At 73.2% G+C, this 17,770-nt stretch carries 17 protein-coding genes; 10 read left to right on the top strand and 7 right to left on the bottom strand.

Features of this window, described 5'->3' with window-relative positions:
- Nucleotides 1-18: 18 nt before the first annotated feature.
- From IF28_RS0113875 to IF28_RS0113850, 6 genes are all read left to right on the top strand, one after another.
- Nucleotides 19-759, top strand: coding sequence for a FadR/GntR family transcriptional regulator (locus IF28_RS0113875; RefSeq protein ID WP_030218810.1), 741 nt, complete (start codon nucleotides 19-21; stop codon nucleotides 757-759).
- Nucleotides 756-1,901 carry a galactonate dehydratase gene (dgoD, locus tag IF28_RS0113870; RefSeq protein ID WP_030218807.1) on the top strand — a complete coding sequence of 382 codons (1,146 nt, stop codon included), beginning with the start codon at nucleotides 756-758 and terminating at the stop codon, nucleotides 1,899-1,901. Before IF28_RS0113875 ends, dgoD begins: the two co-directional genes overlap by 4 nt.
- Entirely contained in the window at nucleotides 1,895-2,722 is an 828-nt protein-coding gene (locus IF28_RS0113865) for a hypothetical protein (RefSeq protein WP_030218804.1), read from the top strand. Before dgoD ends, IF28_RS0113865 begins: the two co-directional genes overlap by 7 nt.
- Before the next feature lie 26 nt (nucleotides 2,723-2,748).
- The gene (locus IF28_RS0113860; protein WP_030218801.1) at nucleotides 2,749-3,381 is read left to right on the top strand and encodes a bifunctional 4-hydroxy-2-oxoglutarate aldolase/2-dehydro-3-deoxy-phosphogluconate aldolase; all 633 of its coding nucleotides are present in this window, start codon (nucleotides 2,749-2,751) and stop codon (nucleotides 3,379-3,381) included.
- 76 nt (nucleotides 3,382-3,457) lie between these two features.
- Nucleotides 3,458-4,339, top strand: coding sequence for an SMP-30/gluconolactonase/LRE family protein (locus IF28_RS0113855; RefSeq protein WP_037893196.1), 882 nt, complete (start codon nucleotides 3,458-3,460; stop codon nucleotides 4,337-4,339).
- Nucleotides 4,336-5,319, top strand: a complete 984-nt coding sequence (locus IF28_RS0113850; RefSeq protein ID WP_030218797.1) for a sugar kinase — start codon at nucleotides 4,336-4,338, stop codon at nucleotides 5,317-5,319. The genes IF28_RS0113855 and IF28_RS0113850 overlap by 4 nt, the downstream gene beginning before the upstream one ends.
- Nucleotides 5,320-5,325: 6 nt before the next feature.
- Here the strand turns inward: IF28_RS0113850 and IF28_RS0113845 are convergent, their stop codons facing one another.
- Nucleotides 5,326-5,808, bottom strand: coding sequence for an MSMEG_6728 family protein (locus tag IF28_RS0113845; RefSeq protein WP_030218795.1), 483 nt, complete (start codon nucleotides 5,806-5,808; stop codon nucleotides 5,326-5,328).
- Nucleotides 5,809-5,862: 54 nt separating this feature from the next.
- Entirely contained in the window at nucleotides 5,863-6,906 is a 1,044-nt protein-coding gene (gene mgrA, locus IF28_RS0113840; RefSeq protein WP_030218793.1) for an L-glyceraldehyde 3-phosphate reductase, read from the bottom strand.
- A 226-nt stretch (nucleotides 6,907-7,132) separates the two neighbouring features.
- Between mgrA and IF28_RS0113835 the strand changes: the two genes are divergently transcribed.
- Entirely contained in the window at nucleotides 7,133-7,681 is a 549-nt protein-coding gene (locus IF28_RS0113835) for a snapalysin family zinc-dependent metalloprotease (protein ID WP_030218789.1), read from the top strand.
- Between the two features lie 209 nt (nucleotides 7,682-7,890).
- On the opposite strand, the gene IF28_RS0113830 is transcribed toward IF28_RS0113835, so the two are convergent.
- From IF28_RS0113830 to IF28_RS0113815, 4 genes are all read right to left on the bottom strand, one after another.
- Nucleotides 7,891-9,213, bottom strand: coding sequence for a lipase family protein (locus IF28_RS0113830; protein WP_030218786.1), 1,323 nt, complete (start codon nucleotides 9,211-9,213; stop codon nucleotides 7,891-7,893).
- 165 nt (nucleotides 9,214-9,378) lie between these two features.
- On the bottom strand, nucleotides 9,379-10,554 hold the full coding sequence (locus IF28_RS0113825; protein WP_030218783.1) for a S1 family peptidase: 1,176 nt from the start codon (nucleotides 10,552-10,554) through the stop codon (nucleotides 9,379-9,381).
- 140 nt (nucleotides 10,555-10,694) lie between these two features.
- Nucleotides 10,695-11,744, bottom strand: a complete 1,050-nt coding sequence (locus IF28_RS0113820; RefSeq protein ID WP_030218780.1) for a hypothetical protein — start codon at nucleotides 11,742-11,744, stop codon at nucleotides 10,695-10,697.
- Nucleotides 11,745-11,787: 43 nt separating this feature from the next.
- Nucleotides 11,788-12,450 (bottom strand): TetR/AcrR family transcriptional regulator, encoded by a 663-nt coding sequence (locus tag IF28_RS0113815; protein ID WP_199808990.1) that lies wholly within the window; start codon nucleotides 12,448-12,450, stop codon nucleotides 11,788-11,790.
- A 292-nt stretch (nucleotides 12,451-12,742) separates the two neighbouring features.
- Here IF28_RS0113815 and IF28_RS0113810 point away from each other — a divergent pair, with 292 nt between their 5' ends.
- Both IF28_RS0113810 and IF28_RS0113805 read left to right on the top strand, forming a co-directional pair.
- The gene (locus IF28_RS0113810; RefSeq protein ID WP_030218775.1) at nucleotides 12,743-14,569 is read left to right on the top strand and encodes an RICIN domain-containing protein; all 1,827 of its coding nucleotides are present in this window, start codon (nucleotides 12,743-12,745) and stop codon (nucleotides 14,567-14,569) included.
- Between the two features lie 61 nt (nucleotides 14,570-14,630).
- Complete coding sequence (locus IF28_RS0113805; protein ID WP_199808989.1) at nucleotides 14,631-15,197, top strand: DUF2269 family protein; 567 nt, start codon at nucleotides 14,631-14,633, stop codon at nucleotides 15,195-15,197.
- Nucleotides 15,198-15,220: 23 nt separating this feature from the next.
- Here IF28_RS0113805 and htpG read toward each other — a convergent pair whose 3' ends face one another.
- A complete protein-coding gene (gene htpG / locus IF28_RS0113800) occupies nucleotides 15,221-17,122 on the bottom strand; it encodes a molecular chaperone HtpG (RefSeq protein WP_030218768.1) in 1,902 nt (633 codons plus the stop codon).
- Nucleotides 17,123-17,323: 201 nt separating this feature from the next.
- Between htpG and IF28_RS0113795 the strand changes: the two genes are divergently transcribed.
- Nucleotides 17,324-17,767, top strand: coding sequence for an ATP-binding protein (locus IF28_RS0113795; RefSeq protein WP_030218765.1), 444 nt, complete (start codon nucleotides 17,324-17,326; stop codon nucleotides 17,765-17,767).
- Nucleotides 17,768-17,770: the final 3 nt, after the last annotated feature.

Genomic DNA, 17,770 nt, shown 5'->3' with positions numbered 1-17,770 from the left:
GCAGAAAGGCTCTCCGACATGACGCGCTACGCCCGCCGCGGTGTGCACGGCCAGACCGTGGAAGCCCTGGCCCGCCGCATCCTGGGCGGGGACATCCCCGAGGGCGCGACCCTCGACCTGGTGGCCCTGCAGAGCGAACTCGACGTGAGCCTCACCGCCCTGCGCGAGTCCCTGAAGGTCCTCGCCGCCAAGGGCATGGTCGACGCCCGGCAGAAACGCGGCACCTTCGTCCGCGCGCGCGGCGACTGGAACCTGCTCGACGCCGACGTACTGCGCTGGCAGTTCGAGGGCGGCCGCACCACCGACGCCGACCGCGCGCTGCTGCGCAACCTCGCCGAGGTGCGCGCCATCATCGAACCGGCCGCCGTCCGCCTCGCCGCGCAGCGGCGCACCGAGAGCGACCTCGTCGCCCTCGACGAGGCGCTGCGGGCCATGGGGGAGGACCACAGCGACGCCGGCCACGCCGTCGAGGCGGACCTCGCCTTCCACCGGGCGCTGCTCGACGCCACCCACAACGAACTGCTCGAACGCATGGAGATGGTCATCGAGTCCGGACTCGCCCACCGCGACCGGATCGTGCACAGCTCCCCGCACAGCGAGAACCCGGTACCGGCCCACCGGGCCGTGCTGGACGCCGTACGCGAGCAGGACGCCGACGCCGCCGAGGCGGCCATGCGGGCCCTGCTCGAACAGGCCGGCCGTGACCTGGACCGGATCGACGACGGCGACGACGACACGAAAGGCCCCGGCGCGCAGTGAAGATCGCCCGTATCGAAACGTTCCTCGTGCCGCCGCGCTGGCTGTTCTGCCGCGTCGAGACCGACGACGGCCTCGTCGGCTGGGGCGAGCCGGTCGTCGAGGGCCGTGCCGAGGTGGTGCGCGGCGCCGTCGAGGTGCTCTCCGAACTCCTGGTCGGCCAGGACCCGTTGCGCATCGAGGACCACTGGCAGGTGCTCACCAGGGGCGGCTTCTACCGGGGCGGCCCCGTGCTCTCCAGCGCCGTCGCCGGACTCGACCAGGCCCTGTGGGACATCGCCGGACAGGCCTACGGCGCCCCCGTGCACGCCCTGCTCGGCGGCCCCGTACGGGACACCGTCCGGGTGTACGCCTGGGTCGGCGGCGACGAACCGAGCCGGCTGCGCGAGCAGATCACCGCCCAGGTCGAGGCCGGTTTCACGGCGGTGAAGATGAACGCGGCCGGCGCCACCTCTCCCGTCGCCACCGCCGCCGAGACCGCCGCCGTCGTCGCCCGGGTGGCCGCCGCCCGCGAGGTCCTGGGCCCGGACCGGGACGTCGCCGTCGACTTCCACGGCCGCTTCACCGCGGCGTCCGCCCGCCGGGTCCTCGGCGAACTCGCCCCGCTGCACCCACTGTTCGTGGAGGAACCCGTCGTCCCGGAGCAGAGCCATCTGCTGCCCGGACTGGTCACCACGAGCCCGGTGCCGCTCGCCACCGGTGAACGCCTGTACTCGCGCGCCGAGTTCCTGCCCGTACTCACCGCCGGGGTCGCCGTCGCGCAGCCCGATCTGTCCCACGCGGGCGGCATCTCCGAGGTGCGCCGCATCGCCTCCCTCGCGGAGACGTTCGGCGCGCTGCTCGCCCCGCACTGCCCGCTCGGCCCGATCGCCCTCGCGGCCAGTCTCCAGATCGCCTTCGCGACACCGAACTTCCTCATCCAGGAGCAGAGCCGCGGCATCCACTACAACAAGGACACCGACCTGCTGTCCTACGTCGTCGACCCCGAGCCCTTCCGGTTCGTGGACGGACACGCGCGACGCGGCGACCGGCCCGGTCTCGGCATCACCGTCGACGAGGCCGCCGTACGTGCCGCCGACCGCACCGGGCACGCCTGGCGCAACCCGGTGTGGCGGCACCCTGACGGCTCCTTCGCCGAATGGTGAGCGTGCCGCCCCCGCGGATCGTCACCGACCCGGCGCACGGCGGCCGTTGGACCTCGCTGACCGCGGGCGGACGGGAGTGGCTCTGGCACCGGGAGGCGCCCGAACGGGCCGAAGCCGCCCTGGGCGACGCGTTCGTGGACGCCGGCGGACTGGAGGAGTGCGTGCCCACCGTCCGGGGCACACCCGACCACGGCGACGCCTGGGCGCGGCGCTGGCACCGGGACGGCGACGTGGAACGCGTGGACTGCGACCGCTTCGGCCTGGCCCGCGTCATCCGGGTCACCGGTGAGGCCGCCGAGGTCCACTACACTCTCACCGCCGATCCGGGCTTCCGCTTCGTCTGGGCGGCCCACGCGCTGCTCGACCTCTCACCGGACGCGGTGCTGCGTCTGGCCCACGGGGCACGCACCCGCCTCCACCCCGAGGCGGCACCACTGCTGGACCGCCCCTGGCCCACGGACGCGCCCTGGGCCGAGGGCGTCTGGCCCGAACCCCTCGGACTGCGCCTCGACCGGTTCGGACCCGACGACGGCACCGCTGTCGGCGCCGTCGTCGACACCGGCCACGCCTGCGTCCACGACGGCCCCGCGGACCGGCTGGCCCTGTCCGTCGAGGCCGACGGGCAGCCGGTGTCCGTCGCCCTGTGGCGCAACCTCGGCGGCTTCCCCGCGGACCGCCCCTACCGCAGTACGGGCGTCGAACCGATGCTCGGGCGGGTCTTCGGGCTCGCCGACGCGGGCCCGGACGACGCCGCGCGCGTACCCGCGTCGGGCGAGGTCCACTGGCGGCTCACGCTGACCGCCCACTGCCGCTGCCCCTGAGCACTTCCAGGAAGGAACCCCCAGTCGTGGATCTCCAGGCCGCACTGGCCGCCCACCGTCTCGTCGCCATCGTGCGCGGCACCGACGCCGACGCCGCCCTGCGCACCGTGCTGACGCTGGCCGACGAGGGCGTCGAACTCATCGAGGTGTCGCTCACCGGGACGGACGCCCTGTCCGTCATCGCACGCGCCCGCGCCGCCCTCGGCCCCGGCCGGCCGCTCGGCGCGGGCACCGTCCTCACCGCCGGCGACGCCCGCGCCGCCCACGACGCGGGGGCGGACTTCGCCGTCACCCCGGCGCTCGGAGAGGGCGTGAGCGCCGCGCTCGAGCTCGGACTGCCGGTGCTGGCCGGGGTGTTCACCCCGACCGAGATCGTCGCCGCGAGGTCCCTCGGCGCCACCGCCCTGAAGCTGTTCCCCGCCGCACAGGCCGGGGGACCGGCCTATGTGAAGGCGCTGCGCGCCCCCTTCCCGCACGAGCCGCTCGTCCCGGTCGGCGGCGTCGACGAACAGGCCGCCCGCGCCTACCTCACGGCCGGCGCGACCGCCGTGGGCGTCGGCTCCCCCCTCGTCGGGGACGCGGCCGACGGCGGCAGCCTCACCGCCCTGCGCGCACGGGCGCACGCGTTCACCACGGCCGTACGGGAGGCGGCGCGATGACCACCGGACTCCGCCCCACCCGCCCCGACCCCGGCCCCCGCGCCGCGCCGTTCGTATCCGTACCGGAGGCCGCACGATGACGCGCACGACCACCGACGAGCTCCTTCCCACCCGCCCCGACCGTCTCGAACTCGGCGAGGGCATCCGCTTCACCGGCGGCCGGCTGGTCCTCGTCGACCTCCTCGCCGGGCGTCTCCTCGCCGCCCCCGACGATCCCGCCGCGCCCCTGGAGACCCTGCTCCGGCTGCCCGTGCCGCTGGGTGCCGTGGCGCCCGTGGAAGGGCGGCCCGGGCACTGGATCGCCGCGGCCGGCACCGGCGTCTGCCTGCTCGCCCCCGACGGCACCACCGACCGGCTTGCGTGCCCGGAGGGCGACGGCATGCGGATGAACGACGCCTGCGCCGACCCGTCCGGCCGCTTCTGGGCGGGCAGCATGGGCTACGACGCCGCCGACGGCGCCGGTTCGCTGTACCGGGTCGACCGCGACGGCACGGTCCACCGGGTCCTGGACGGCATCACCGTGCCCAACGGGCCGGCCTTCACCCCCGACGGCCGCCACATGTACCTCGCCGACAGCGCGCGCGGGATCGTCCGCCGCTACCCGGTCGACCCCGCGACGGCCGCGCTCGGCACCCCCGAGCCGTTCCTCACCGTGGACGACGGCAGCCCCGACGGCATGACCGTCGACGAGGAGGGCGCGGTGTGGATCGCCGTCTGGGGCACCGGCACCGTCCGCCGCCACCTCCCCGACGGCCGCCTCGACCGCGTCCTGCGCCTCCCCGCGGGGCAGCCGGCCGGCGTGTGCCTCGCGGGCGACGTACTGCACATCACCTCGGCCCGTGTGGGCCTCGACCGTCCCGGCCCGTACGACGGCGCCCTCTTCAGCACCCGCGTCGATGTACCGGGCGCACCCGCCGCCCCCTACCGGCCGTCGGCCTCCGCAGCGGAGGCGGTATGACCCCCGCTCTCCCGCCCGCCGGGGGCCGTGTGGTCTGTGTCGGCGAGACGATGGCGGCCCTCGCCCCCGACCCGCCCGCACCACTGGAGCACGCCGGACGGCTGCGGCTCGCGGTGGCCGGTGCCGAGTCCAACGTGGCCATGTACCTGGCCGACCACGGCATCCCCGCCGTATGGCTCTCCGCCCTCGGCGACGACCCCCTCGGCCGCCGCGTCCGTGCCGCGGTCTCCGCCGCCGGCGTCGACGTGTCGTACGTCCACACCGATCCCCACCGCCCCACCGGACTGATGCTGAAGGACCCCGGCCCCGACGGCACCCGCGTCCACTACCACCGGGCCTGCTCGGCCGCCTCGGCGCTCGGCCCCGGCCTGCTGGACCGGGAACCCGTGACCTCGGCCCGGCTGCTGCACTTCACCGGCATCACCCCCGCCCTGTCCGCGTCCTGCCGCGCCCTGGTCACCCGGGCCCTCGGAACACCGGCCGGCGCCCGCCCGTACGCGATCGGCTTCGACGTGAACCACCGGGCCGCGCTCTGGCCCGAGGGAACCGCCGCCCCCCTGCTCCGGGAGCTGGCGGACCGCGCGGACATCGTCTTCGTCGGCCTCGACGAGGCACAGGACCTGTGGGGCGCGGACCTCACCACCGAGGACGTACGGACGCTGCTGCCCGGCCCCCGCGTCCTCGTCGTCAAGGACGGCGCCCGCGCCGCGACCGCCCTCACCCGCGACGGCACGCACACGGTGCCCGCACTGCGGACGACGGTGGTGGAACCCGTGGGCGCCGGTGACGCCTTCGCGGCCGGATTCCTCGCGGGGCTGCTCCGGGGCACGACGGTGACGCGCGCGCTGCGCCTCGGACACCTCACCGCGGTCTCCGCCCTCCAGGTGACGGGCGACCACGGACCGCTGCCCGGCGCGGGGGAGAGGGAACGGCTGCTGGGACTCCCGGAGGGGGAGTGGGCGGCACTCGCCACCGGGTGAGTGCCGTCAGCCGCCGACCGCCTCCGGATCGCGGTCGGACGACGGCCACACATACGGCAGATCGTCCGGCTCCCCGGCGAAGACCTCGCCGTAGGCCTCCGGATCCTTGTGGACCAGCGCCGAACGATGACTGCGGTGCATCGCGTCGTCGCCCAGCCACGGCGGCAGCTCACCGGCTTCGGCCAGCTCCTCCTGGCCGCGCACCGGCGCCCCCGGCCGCACTTTGGCGAGGTCGGCGACCAGCGTGGCGGCGCAGCTGTCCTGATGGCCCCGGTCCCGCCAGACCCGGCAGACCTCTAGGCCGTACCGCACCAGGGCCTCCTCGTAGCCGGTCCACATGCGCACCGCCGGATGCCGGCGCCACCCGTACCCCGGGACGATCAGACCGCGCAGCACCTGGATCGCCTCGACCCGCTGCTTGCCGAGCCGGCGCCGGTCGAGGACCAGCGCCGACTCGCGGAAACCGGGATACGGCAGAAAGGTCTGCATGGGACACCCCGGTTCCCCCGTTCCCGGCGACGCACACCCGCGGCCCGCGCACGCTCAGCCCATCGTGCCCAGACGCGCCTCGCGCCACAGGTCGACGCCGCTCTCGGTGGCGTGCTCGTCGATCTCGGCCAGCTCCTCGGCGGCGAAGTCGAGGTTCTCCAGCGCGGCGACGTTCTGCTCCAGCTGCTCCGTGCGGGACGCGCCGATGACCAGCGAGGTCACCCGCGGATCGCGCAGCGCCCAGGCCAGCGCCATCTGCGCGAGCGTCTGCCCGCGCCGGGCCGCGATGGCGTTCAGGGCCCGCAGGCGGCGCAGCATCCCGTCCGTCAGCCAGCCGGTGTCGAACGACGTGCCCGCCGCCGCCCGCGAGTCCCGCGGCACGCCGTCCAGGTAGCGCCCGGTCAGCATCCCCTGCGCGAGCGCGGTGAAGCCGATGACCCCGAAGCCCTCCTCCTGCGCCACGTCCAGCAGACCGTCCGTCTCGATCCAGCGGTTCAGCATGTTGTACGACGGCTGGTGGATCAGCAGCGGCGTCCCGAGGTCCCGCAGGACGGCCACGGCTTCCCGGCTGCGCTCGGCGTCGTACGAGGAGATGCCGACGTAGAGCGCCTTGCCCTGCCGTACCGCCGTGTCGAGGGCGCCCATCGTCTCCTCCAGCGGAGTGGTGGCGTCCAGGCGGTGCGAGTAGAAGATGTCGACGTAGTCCAGGCCCGTCCGCCGCAGGGACTGGTCCAGCGACGCCAGCATGTACTTGCGCGAGCCGCCCCCCTGGCCGTACGGGCCGGGCCACATGTCCCAGCCGGCCTTGGTGGAGACCACCAGCTCGTCCCGGTACGGCGCCAGATCCCCGCGCATCAGCCGGCCGAAGTTGACCTCGGCGGCGCCGTACGGCGGGCCGTAGTTGTTCGCCAGATCATGGTGGGTGATGCCCAGGTCGAAGGCGCGCAGGGCGATCTCGCGCTGCGTCTCGAACGGCCTGTCGTCGCCGAAGTTGTGCCAGTAGCCCAGGGACAGCAGCGGGAGGTCGAGTCCCGAGCGGCCGGTGCGCCGGTAGCGCATGGTGCCGTCGTAGCGCTCGGGGCGGGCGATGTGGTTCATCGGCAGGTCTCCGGTGGTGCGAGCGGGGGTGTCCCGTGCGATGGTGTGGATTCCTTGCCACAGTGCCCCCGCGTGATCGGGAAGTCCAACCGATCTCCTCCATGGCATTCAGCAGTACGGCTTCTGAATCGGCGGGCGGCCGCGACGACGGAATGGAGTCCGTGCCGGCGGGCAGGCGGAAGCGGCGGCATGAGTACCGCGCGCTCCCCCCACAAGGAGGTCGACCATGAGAGTCCGTACGCTGACCGGCGGCCTGGCCGCGGTTCTCGTCCTGGCCGGACCGTTGCTGAACGGTCCCGCCGAGGCCGTCCCGTCCGCCGGCACCGCCCCGCGCCAGGTGGCCGTCGACGTGCTCACCTACGACGCGAGCCGCGCCGGCGAGTTCAAGGCCGCGGTGGACCGGGGCGCGGCGATCTGGAACGAGAGCGTCGAGTCCGTCGAACTGCGTCCGGCCGGCTCGGGGGAGTCCGCCGACGTCCGGATCGTGGCGGACGACGGCTGGCCGCGCTCCGTCCCCTCCTCGCAGGGCGGCGGAACGGTCTACCTCGGGCGCGAGGCCATGGACCAGGGCTACTACGCGATCCGCGTCGCGGCCCACGAGCTCGGCCACATGCTGGGCCTGCCGGACCGCAAGCCCGGTCCCTGCTCCGACCTGATGTCGGGTGCCAGCGCCGGCCTCTCGTGCACCAACCCCTACCCGAGCGCCGCGGAGAAGGCGCAGGTCGAGAGGAACTTCGAGGGAGCCCCCGCCGGGGCACTCCTGGGACGGTCGTGACCCGATGTGACTCCTGGGGCGATCGCCGCTATGGTTGACCCAGGTCAAGGCGACGGGAACTCCCGGAGTCCGACCGTGCGTTGGTGGTCCAAGGAAAGACGCCCCGCTTCCTGCGGGGAGATGCAGGTGCAAGGCCTGCCCGGCGCTCCTCTCGCACGAGCCCCGTCCCGGTCATCCGGGACGGGGTTCGCGGCGTTCCCGGTGGCGTTTCAGGGCTGGACCGGCATGGTGCGGCAGTTCGACACCGCCGGTTCGCCCTTCAGCCGGTCCGTCAGCCACGCCACCGCGTCGCCCTGGTCGGTGAGGAGCGGCGCCAGGTGGTTCGTCAGCAGCTTGTCACCCAGGTTGGGCAGCCGTACCGCCTTGTAGGTGACGTCACCGCCCTTGGCGCACCAGTCCACCGCCAACTGCCGTGCCTGCGCGTGCGGGACGATGTCGTCCCGCACGCCGGTGACCAGCCGGACCGGCCCGGTCGGCCGCGTCGTGCCGAGACGCTGCTCGTCGAGTACGGCCTGGGCGGCGGGTTCCCCGGCGATGACCGCCGCGATGGACTCGCCGCTCTTCGTCCACTTGGTGCTCTTGGTGAAGCCGTAGCCGAGGATCGCGTCGCCCACGCAGGTGGTGGAGATGTCCTCGAGGGCGGCCCGCCCGGTGGCGTTGATGTTCTCCTCGACGACCGCGCGCAGTTCCGGCTCCGCCTGGGCGAAGCCGTTGATCGACCAGCCCAGCGCGCCGGCCAGGGCGCTGCCCTCGATGCCCTTCATCACCTCGGTCAGATCGGCGGGTGGCGCCCCGCTGTAGGTGCCGACGAGCGGGACCTCGGGCGCGTAGGCGCGCTGCAGCTCGGCCGCTGCGGCACTGGCGCCGCCGCCCTGGCTGTAGCCGTACATGGCCACCCGGGACGCCCCGGTCACGGAAGCGCCCGGTACCCCGTGCGCGGCGCGGGCGGCGTCGAGCATGGCGTGCCCCTCGTCCACACGGTTGACGTAGGTGTGGAGCCGGTCGGTCGCGCCGAGTCCGACGTAGTCGGTGACGACGACGGCCGCCCCGGTGGCCAGGAGCCGGTAGACCGCCAGATCCTCGTACCCCAGCGACACCGTCCGCCCGTTGAAGGTGAGCGGGTGCTGCAGGGCGAGGGAGGGCGCACACTGGTCGCCCTGCCCCATGGTCCCCGAGCCGACGACCACCAGCGGCCGGGGTCCGTCGCCCTTCCAGCGGGCGGACGGCTCGATGTAGGCGCCGGTGACGGCGACCGGCTGCCCGTTCGAGTCGGTGGACGTGTACATCAGGCGGGTCGCCGTGCCGGGCAGGGTACGGCCGTCCAGGCCCGGCAGGCTCAGCCCCAGCGGCAGTGGCTCGTGGCGGACCAGCACACCGTTGCCCGCGGGCAGTTCGGCAGGCGGCGTGTAGAAGGCGGGGATGGTGACGCCCCGCGACACCACGGGGTCGCTCGCGGCGGCGGACGGCGCCGACACGCACACACAGGCGGTGGTGGCGACGACGGTGGTCAGCACGGTGCTGATACGGCTCACGGCTCACTCCTCGCTCTGCTCCAGGAAGGTGAACCGGAAACTAGCAGCGCTTACTTACCGCCGGTAACCCATGAATAAGTTACGTCAGGGTAACTTTTGTGGGCGCGCACGCGAGAGCGGGCCCCGCCGGTTGTCCGGCGGGGCCCGCTCCCGGTCGTCGGCCCGTCAGGCCGTGTGCAACGTCAGCCCGTAACGGTTGAGGATCTCGTTGATGGGCTGGAACCAGGTCTCGCCCCCGCCGGAGCAGTTGCCCCAGCCGCCGGAGGTGACGCCCTGCGCCTGGTCACCGCTGATGAACGAGCCGCCCGAGTCGCCCGGCTCGGCGCAGACGCTGGTCTTCGTCATCTGATGGACCGCGCCCTGGCTGTAGTTGACCGTCTCGTTCTTGGCCAGCACATTGCCGCAGTGCCAGTGGGTCGTGGAACCGGAGCGGCAGATCGAGGCGCCGACGGGAGCCGCCGCCGAGCCGCGCACCAGCTGGTCCGACACCGTGCCCCAGCCGAGCACCACCGGCACGGTCCACCAGCCGCTGCCCACGTTCACCCAGGCGTAGTCGTTGTCAGGGAACGAGGAGCCCTGGAAGTTGCCGATGTACGAGCCGTCCCAGCCCCTGACCTGCTGCCCGGCCCCGCCGCAGTGCCCGGCGGTGACGAATCCGCCGTGCACCGAGAAGCCGATGGAACAGCGGACGTTGCCGGTGTAGTACGGGTCGCCGCCGACCGTTCCGGCGGCGAAGGTCTCGGCCTGCGCCGCCACGGTCCGCACGGTGACCGGGCCGGCCTCGCGGGCCTTGTCCACGAAGGCGCGGACATCGTTGTCAGCCCGCTCGCCCGTGACCACGTTCACGACGACCGTGTTGGCGGTCGGGTCGACGGCCCAGCTGCTCACGCCCGAGGGCGCGTCGAGGCGGTCGATCCGGGACTTGGCGGCGTCGAGCTGCCGGGCCGTGTGCTCGACGGTGCGGACGGCGGCGCCGGACGCGCGCAGGGACCGTACCGTCGCGGCGTCGGCGTCCGCGGTGACGGCCACCGTCAGCTTCTCGCTCCTGGCGTCGAACCAGGCGCCGCCGTAGGCCGATCCGGCGGTCCTGCGCGCCTTCGGGGCGAGGTCGGTGGCGTCGCGCTCGGCGGCCAGCCGGGTCTCGGCCTCGGCGCGGGTCAGCCCGAAGTCCCGCTGCATGGCCTCCAGCAGACCCGCGGAGGCGGGTGCGGAGTCGGCGGGGCGGGCGGTGGGGGAGTCGGGGGCGTCCTGCGCCGAGGCGGGCAGCGTGCCGGCCGCGGTCCAGCTGCCGATCATGAGCAGGGCGGCTATACCGGCATGCGTGAGTCTGGTACGTCTCATGGAAGGTGAGCCCTTCGTCGTTCCAGCAAGGTGGGGGTGGAACTGCCGCGGTCTGAGAGCGCTCTCATTCCCGGGTGGGCAGAGCTTAGCGAGCCCGACGGTGTCAGGTCTATGCCAATGCAGGGCCCTTTTCCGGTGGGTCACCGCACGGCTTTCGCCGCCTTCTCCGCCTCACGGGCCGCCGCTCTCGCCTCCCGCTCGGCGCGGGCGAGGGCGTGCGCGGCGGTTCGGTGCCGTTGCCCGGCCTCCCGTTGCTCCCGGTCGGCCCGCTCCCACTCCGTGCGGGCCTCCCGGAGTCGCTCTTCCGCCGCCGACACCCGTTCCCCGGCCTCCCGCCGGCGTTCACGTGCCCGCTCCAGTGAGGCGTCGGCCTCGTCCTGCTCCGTGCGCAGCTCCCGTACGCGTGCTTCGGTGGTCCGGGCCGCCTCCCGGGCGCGCTCGAGCCGCTTCCGCCGTTCGGCACGCCGCTCGGCCAGTTCGTCCTGGCGCCGCGCGGTGGCCGACGGCGTACGAGAGGGCTTGCGAGGGGGAGCCTGTGCGCCGCTGGTCTCCCCGTGGGCCGGCTCTCGTGCCGTGGCCTGCGCGCCGGTCCTCCTTGCGCGGGGTGCCTCGCGAGCGGGAGTCCGCGTGCCGCCCGTCTCCGCGCGAGGCGCCCCCCGTGCCGGGGTCGCACCGGCCGTCTCCGCACCGAAGCCCGTCGGCGGCGTGAGTGCGGTCTCCGTGCGGCCCGTGTCCCACAGGCGGGCGGCCTCCGGGTCCGCGAGCACCGCGCGCAGCGTCGTCTCCACGTCCCGCTGGGCCGAGCCCGACAGCGGATACCCGGCCTCCCGCGCCAACAGCGCCGCCTGGCGCGACAGTTCGGAGACGATGCGCCGGCGCTGCGCGGACAGTTCCTTCAGCGCGCCAGGATCCAGCCCGGCGTACGCCTCCCGCAGTGCCCGCCCCAGCTCCAGGAACTGCTCGGCCTCGTCCGGCCGCGAGTGCCGCAGCAGGTTCGCCGCCCACGCGGCGAGCGTCGGCCGGCGGGCCGCGTGGATACGGCGGGCGTCGCCGGCCCGCCGGGCCGTCCGCGCGGCGGCGGCCCGTTCCTCGCGCCGGGCGACGAAGTCGGACGGCGGCAGCGCGTACAGCTCGTCGAGGACCGCCTCCACCTCGCCGTCCCCGCCGTCCGGTACGTCCTCACGCCGCATGATCCCCAGACTCCACCGGACGCGAGGCGGCCGCACATCGGACTCAGCCGTCCCGGCCGGTGAACCGGTCCGGGGCCAGCGTGGTCAGCAGCGAGGTGATCACCAGGTCCGTCGAGGCGGCCATGTCCACGGAACCGGGGTCCAGCAGCCACTGGACCTGCAGCCCGTCCATCACGGCGATGACCGCGCAGGCCGCGTCACGCGCCCGCCCCCGGTCGGCCTCGGACAGCCCGCACGCCTCGACCAGCGCGTCGGTGACGAAGTCGCGCAGCCCGGTGTACCGGTCCCGGAAGTAGGTCTGTGCCGGGTGGTCGTCGGTGACGGACTCCGCCGACAGGACGGCGTACAGCCGCACGATGCCCTCGCGTTCGGCGTTGCGCCGGGCGGTGTCGACGAGATGCCGCAGAAAGGCGAGCCCCTGCGGGCGTTCGGCCCCGAGCTGCTCGATGTCGGTGCGGTCACGCAGCTCGAGGACGCTGGTGAGCAGCAGCGCCTTGGAGCGGAAGTAGTGCAGCACGCCGGCCTGGGTCAGCCCCGCGCGCTCGGCGATCTCCGCGAGCGAGGCGTTGTTGTAACCGCGCGCGGCAAACGTGTCCATGGCGATGTCGAGGATGTCCCGCTGCCGCCGCCGGGCCTCCGGACTGCGGGGTGTACGGGGCTTCGGCTCGGCCCTGCGGGCGGGCCGGCCCACCGACTGGTCACTCATCCGCGACAGCTTACGGCCGTGATGATCCGTTGGTCGTCGATCTGCGCCCACCCCACGATCGTGTGATGCAAACCACTTACTAACCACTTAGTAGGTGTGCTTTCATGGCGCCGTCATTCCGACGGAACGCCGCCGTCCCGGCGCGCAGGACAGCTCTGAAGCCGGACGGCGTACCCCATGCGTCACCCGACGAAGGAGAGCCGCACCCGTGTCATCCCTCCCGTCCCGCAGAACCGGATCAGGCACCCGCCCGCGTCCCCCGCGCGCCCGCGTCCTCGCCCTCGCGCTCGGCCTGGCCGCCACCGGAATCGGTCTCGCCGGCGCCGGCACCGCGCAGGCCGCCGACCCCGTCGCCCAGGTGTGGGTCACCACCCCCGACGGCGCCAGGAAGCTCAGCGCCGAGGGCGACGTCCCGTTCACCTCGGCCCCGCAGCCCGTCGACATCCGCGTCGACGCGGGCAGCAGGGGCCAGCGCTTCACCGGCGCCGGGGCCTCCGTCACCGGCGCCTCGGCCCACCTCATCCAGGGCCTGCCGCAGGACCGCCGCGCCGAGCTGATGCGCTCGCTGTTCTCCACCGCCGGCGACGGCATCGGCCTCAACTATCTGCGCCAGCCGCTCGGCAGCAGCGACTTCGACGCCACCGACGACCCGCACTCCTACGAGGACACCCCCGGCCGGTTCTCCATCGACCGGGACCGCGCCGAGATCCTCCCCGTCCTCAAGCAGGCCACCGCCGTCAACCCGGCCATCCGCTTCATGGGCTCCCCGTGGTCCCCGCCCGCCTGGATGAAGACCGGCAACTCCCTGAACGGCGGCAGCCTCAGAACCGATCAGTACGGGGCGTACGCCGACTACCTGGTCAAGACGATCAAGGCGTACGGGCAGGAGGGCATCACCCTCACCGACCTCACCGTGCAGAACGAACCGGAGTTCGCCACCAGTTACCCGTCGACGTCGATGACCTCCGCCCAGCAGGCGGACTTCCTGAAGGTCCTCGACCCGAAGCTGACCGCGGCCGGGCTGCCGACCAACATCCTCGCCTTCGACCACAACTGGGACCACCCGAACTACCCGTTGGACGTGTTCTCCCGCACCGCGGGCATCAACCGGATCATCGGCGCCGCCTTCCACTGCTACGGCGGCCAGGCCGGCGCCCAGCGGCAGGTCGCCGACGCCGGCAAGCGCGTCTTCTTCACCGAGTGCTCCGGCACCGACAGTGCCGACACCGCCGCCACCTTCGGCGACACCCTGCGCTGGCACGCCGAGAACCTCGTCGTGCAGAACATGCGCAACGGCGGCGAGACCGTGGTCAACTGGAACCTCGCCCTCGACCGGAACGGCGGCCCCCACCAGGGCCACTGCACCAACCGCTGCAACGGCGTCGTCGAGATCGCCGGGGGCGACGTCACCCGCAACGCCGAGTTCTACGTGCTCGGCCATGTCACCAAGTTCATCAAGCCCGGTGCCGTCCGCCTCGGTTCGACCAGTCAGGGCGCCGGTGGCGTGCAGAACGTCGTCTTCCAGAACCCCGACGGCTCCCGCGCCGCCTACGTCGTCAACACCTCCGGGAGCGCACAGCGGTTCTCCCTCACCGACAACGGCCGGTCCCTCGCCCACACCCTGCCCGCCGGCGCCGTGGCCACCCTCACCTGGAACGGCACCGGCGACCCGGCCGGCCCGATCGACCCCGCCGCCTGGTACCGGGTCGCGGGCGCGGGCAGCGGCAAGTGCCTCGACGCCGCCGACTGGGGCACCGGCGACGGCACCGCGCTCCAGCAGTGGGCCTGCGGCACCGGAGCCAACCAGTCCTGGCAGTTCCGGCCCACCGCCGACGGCCACTACCAGGTCGTCAACCGGCACAACAACAAGGTCTGGGACGTCGACGGCGGCACCGGCGCCACCGCCGACGGCACCAAGGTCCACCTGTGGAGCTATGCGGGCGGCACCAATCAGCAGTGGCGCGCCGAGAGCGCCGGCACCGACGGCCGCTACCGGTTCGTCGCCCGGCACAGCGGCAAGTGCCTGACCGTCGACAACGCCTCCACCGCCGACGGGGCACACCTGTCCCAGCAGCCCTGCACCGGCTCGGCCGCCCAGACCTTCACCCTCACCGGCTGAACCACCGGTCCACGAGGGCGCGTACGCCGACGTCGGTACGCCGGGATACTCCCGCCGTCAGATGTCCGTACCGTCCGGGCCCGGCACCGTGGGCGGGGTGAAACTCAGCCGACCCGCACGCCGGGCCCACCTCGTCGTCCATGTCGTCGCCTCCGCCGGCTGGCTCGGACTCACCGTCGGGCTGCTCGCCCTCGGCATCACCGCGAACACCACCGGGTCCGCGGCGATGGTGGAGGTGTCCGTCCGGGCCATGAAACTCTTCACCGACCGGCTCCTGCTGCCGGTCGCCTTCCTCACGCTCGGCAGCGGCCTCGTGCTGTCCCTCGGCACCCCCTGGGGGCTGGCGAGGCACCGCTGGGTGTGGGCCAAGTTCTGGCTGACCCTGGCCACCGCCACCGCGACGGCCCTCGTGCTGCGGCCCGGCGTGAGCGCGGCCGCGGCCGCCGTCTCCGCCGGGCAGCCCCTGCCCGACGGGAACGACGTCCTGATGGGGCCGATCGTCTCGCTCACCGCCTATGTCTTCATGACGGTGATCTCCATCCTCAAGCCCTGGGGCCCGACCCGCCGCGGCCGGCGCCTGCGGGAGGCGGCCCGCAGGCCGCGGACCGCCGGGCCGGCCGGTGTCTGATCACGGCCCGGCGCACCTCCGGGTCACAGGGTGCGCTCCAGCCGGTCCGCCATCAGCCGCACGAAACGCGCCGGGTCCTTCGGGCGGCCGCCCTCCGCCAACACGGCCAGCGCGTAGAGCAGTTCGGCGGTGTCGGTGAGGTCCGAGCGGTCCTCGCGCTCGCCGTACGCCTCGTTGAGGCCCTTCACCAGCGCGTGGTCCGCGTTGAGTTCGAGGATGCGCCGGGTGGCCGGCACCTCCTGGCCCATGGCCCGGTACATGCTCTCCAGCGCCGGGGTGAGATCGTTCGCGTCGGCCACGAGACAGGCCGGGGACACGGTCAGCCGCGTCGACAGCCGCACCTCCTTGACGTCCTCCGCCAGCCGCTCCCCCATCCAGCCGAGCAGACCCGCGTACTCCTCGGCCTGCTTCTCCCGCTCCTCGTCGCCGCGGTCGTCCTCCCGCGCGCCGAGGTCGACCTCGCCCTTGGCGATCGACCGCAGCGGCCTGCCCTCGTACTCGGACACCGCGTCGACCCACACCTCGTCGACGGGGTCGGTGAGCAGCAGCACCTCGATGCCGCGCTCGCGGAACGCCTCCATGTGCGGCGAGTCGCCGACGCTCTCCCGGGACTCGCCGGTGATGTACCAGACGGCCTCCTGTCCCTCCGGCATCCGCTCCACGTACTGCCTCAGCGTGGCCGTGCCGCCGCCGTCCCCGTGCGTGGTCGCGAACGACGTCACCGCGAGGAGCGCGTCACGGTTGTCCGGGTCGGTGACCAGCCCCTCCTTCAGCACGGCGCCGAACTCCCGCCAGAACGTGGCGTACCGTCCCGTGTCGTCGGTCATCATGTCCTTGACCGACGACAGCACCTTTTTGGTGAGCCGGCGCTGCATCATCCGGATGTGCCGGTCCTGCTGGAGGATCTCGCGGGACACGTTCAGCGAGAGGTCCTGGGCGTCGACCACGCCCTTGACGAAGCGCAGATACGGCGGCAGCAGCGCCTCGCAGTCGTCCATGATGAAGACGCGCTTCACATACAGCTGCAGTCCGTGCCCGGATTCGCGCCGGAACAGGTCGTGCGGGGCGTGCGACGGGACGAACAGCAGGGCCTGGTACTCGAAGGTGCCCTCGGCCCGCAGCTGGATCGTCTCCAGCGGTTCGCGCCAGTCGTGGCCGATGTGCTTGTACAGCTCGTGGTACTCCTCCTCGGACACCTCCTCGCGCGAACGCGCCCACAGCGCCTTCATGGAGTTCAGGGTCTCCGGCCCGGCCGCCTCCCCGTCGTCGCCGCTCCCGCCGACGAGCCGGATCGGCCAGGTGATGAAGTCCGAGTAGCGCTTGACGATCTCCCTGACCGTCCACACCGAGGCGTAGTCGTGCAGCTGGTTCTCGGGGTCGGCCGGCTTGAGGTGCAGCACGACGGAGGTGCCCTGCGGGGCGTCGTCGACGGCCTCCAGCGTGTACGTGCCCTCGCCCCGCGACGTCCACCGGGTGCCCTTCGGCTCGCCCGTGCGCCGGGTGAGCAGGGTGACCTCGTCCGCGACCATGAACGCCGAGTAGAAGCCGACGCCGAACTGGCCGATCAGCCCCTCCGCGCCGCCCCCGTCCTGCGCCTCCCTCAGCTCCCGCAGGAATTCGGCGGTGCCCGAGTTGGCGATCGTGCCGATCAGCCGGCCGACCTCGTCGTACGACATGCCGACGCCGTTGTCCCGCACCGTCAGGGTGCGGGCGTCCTTGTCGATCTCGAGCTCGATGTGCAGATCGGAGACGTCGGCGTCCGGTGCCTCGTCCCGCAGCGCGGCCAGACGCAGCTTGTCGAGCGCGTCGGAGGCGTTGGAGACGAGTTCACGAAGGAAGACGTCCTTGTTCGAGTAGACCGAGTGGATCATCAGCTGGAGCAGCTGACGGGCCTCAACCTGGAACTCAAACGTTTCGGTCGGCATGATGCGCGATTACCTCACTCATTCACGGATCGCCGGATACTGGCCCGGATCACTCTAGTGAAAAGCGGGGCCGTCGGGCCGCGTTCGGCTTCCCCTCGCCCACGGCCCACCGATGTCACAGGCACCTGGCACACTTCAGTGGCGTGCGGGGGAGCGATGCGGGTAGTCGCGCGGTGTGATCGGTGAGTGAAGGCGGGCCGGATGGAACCAGTTCCAGTCGACGAGGGGGACACGGTGCCGGGCGCACCGCGGCTGCGGGCGTCGTACGCCCTGGACGACGACGGCACGTGGATAGCGCAGGCACGTCATCTCGCCGCCGCGTTCCTGACCCGAGCCCGGGCCGAGGACGGCCTGCCGGTGTCGACCCGCGCGGTGGAGATCACGCAGCTCGTGGTCAGCGAACTCGTCACCAACGCCCGCAAGTACGCGCCGGGCCCCGTCGGCCTCGACCTGCGCGTCGCCGGCGACGCCGTCGAGGTGATCGTCCGGGACGGCAATCCCGCGCCCCCGGTGGCCCGGGACGCGGACCCCGGACGGGTGGGCCAGCACGGACTGGAGATCGTGATGGCCGTCGCCCAGGCCCTGGACGTACGGCAGGAGCCGGCCGGCAAGAGCATCACGGCCCGTATCTCACTCCTCGCCTGAGCG

Origin of the sequence: Streptomyces sp. NRRL WC-3626 (genome assembly GCF_000718785.1) — a bacterium.
Classification (GTDB): Bacteria; Actinomycetota; Actinomycetes; order Streptomycetales; family Streptomycetaceae; genus Streptomyces; species Streptomyces edwardsiae.
This window is presented reverse-complemented; position numbering and strand designations above follow the sequence as displayed.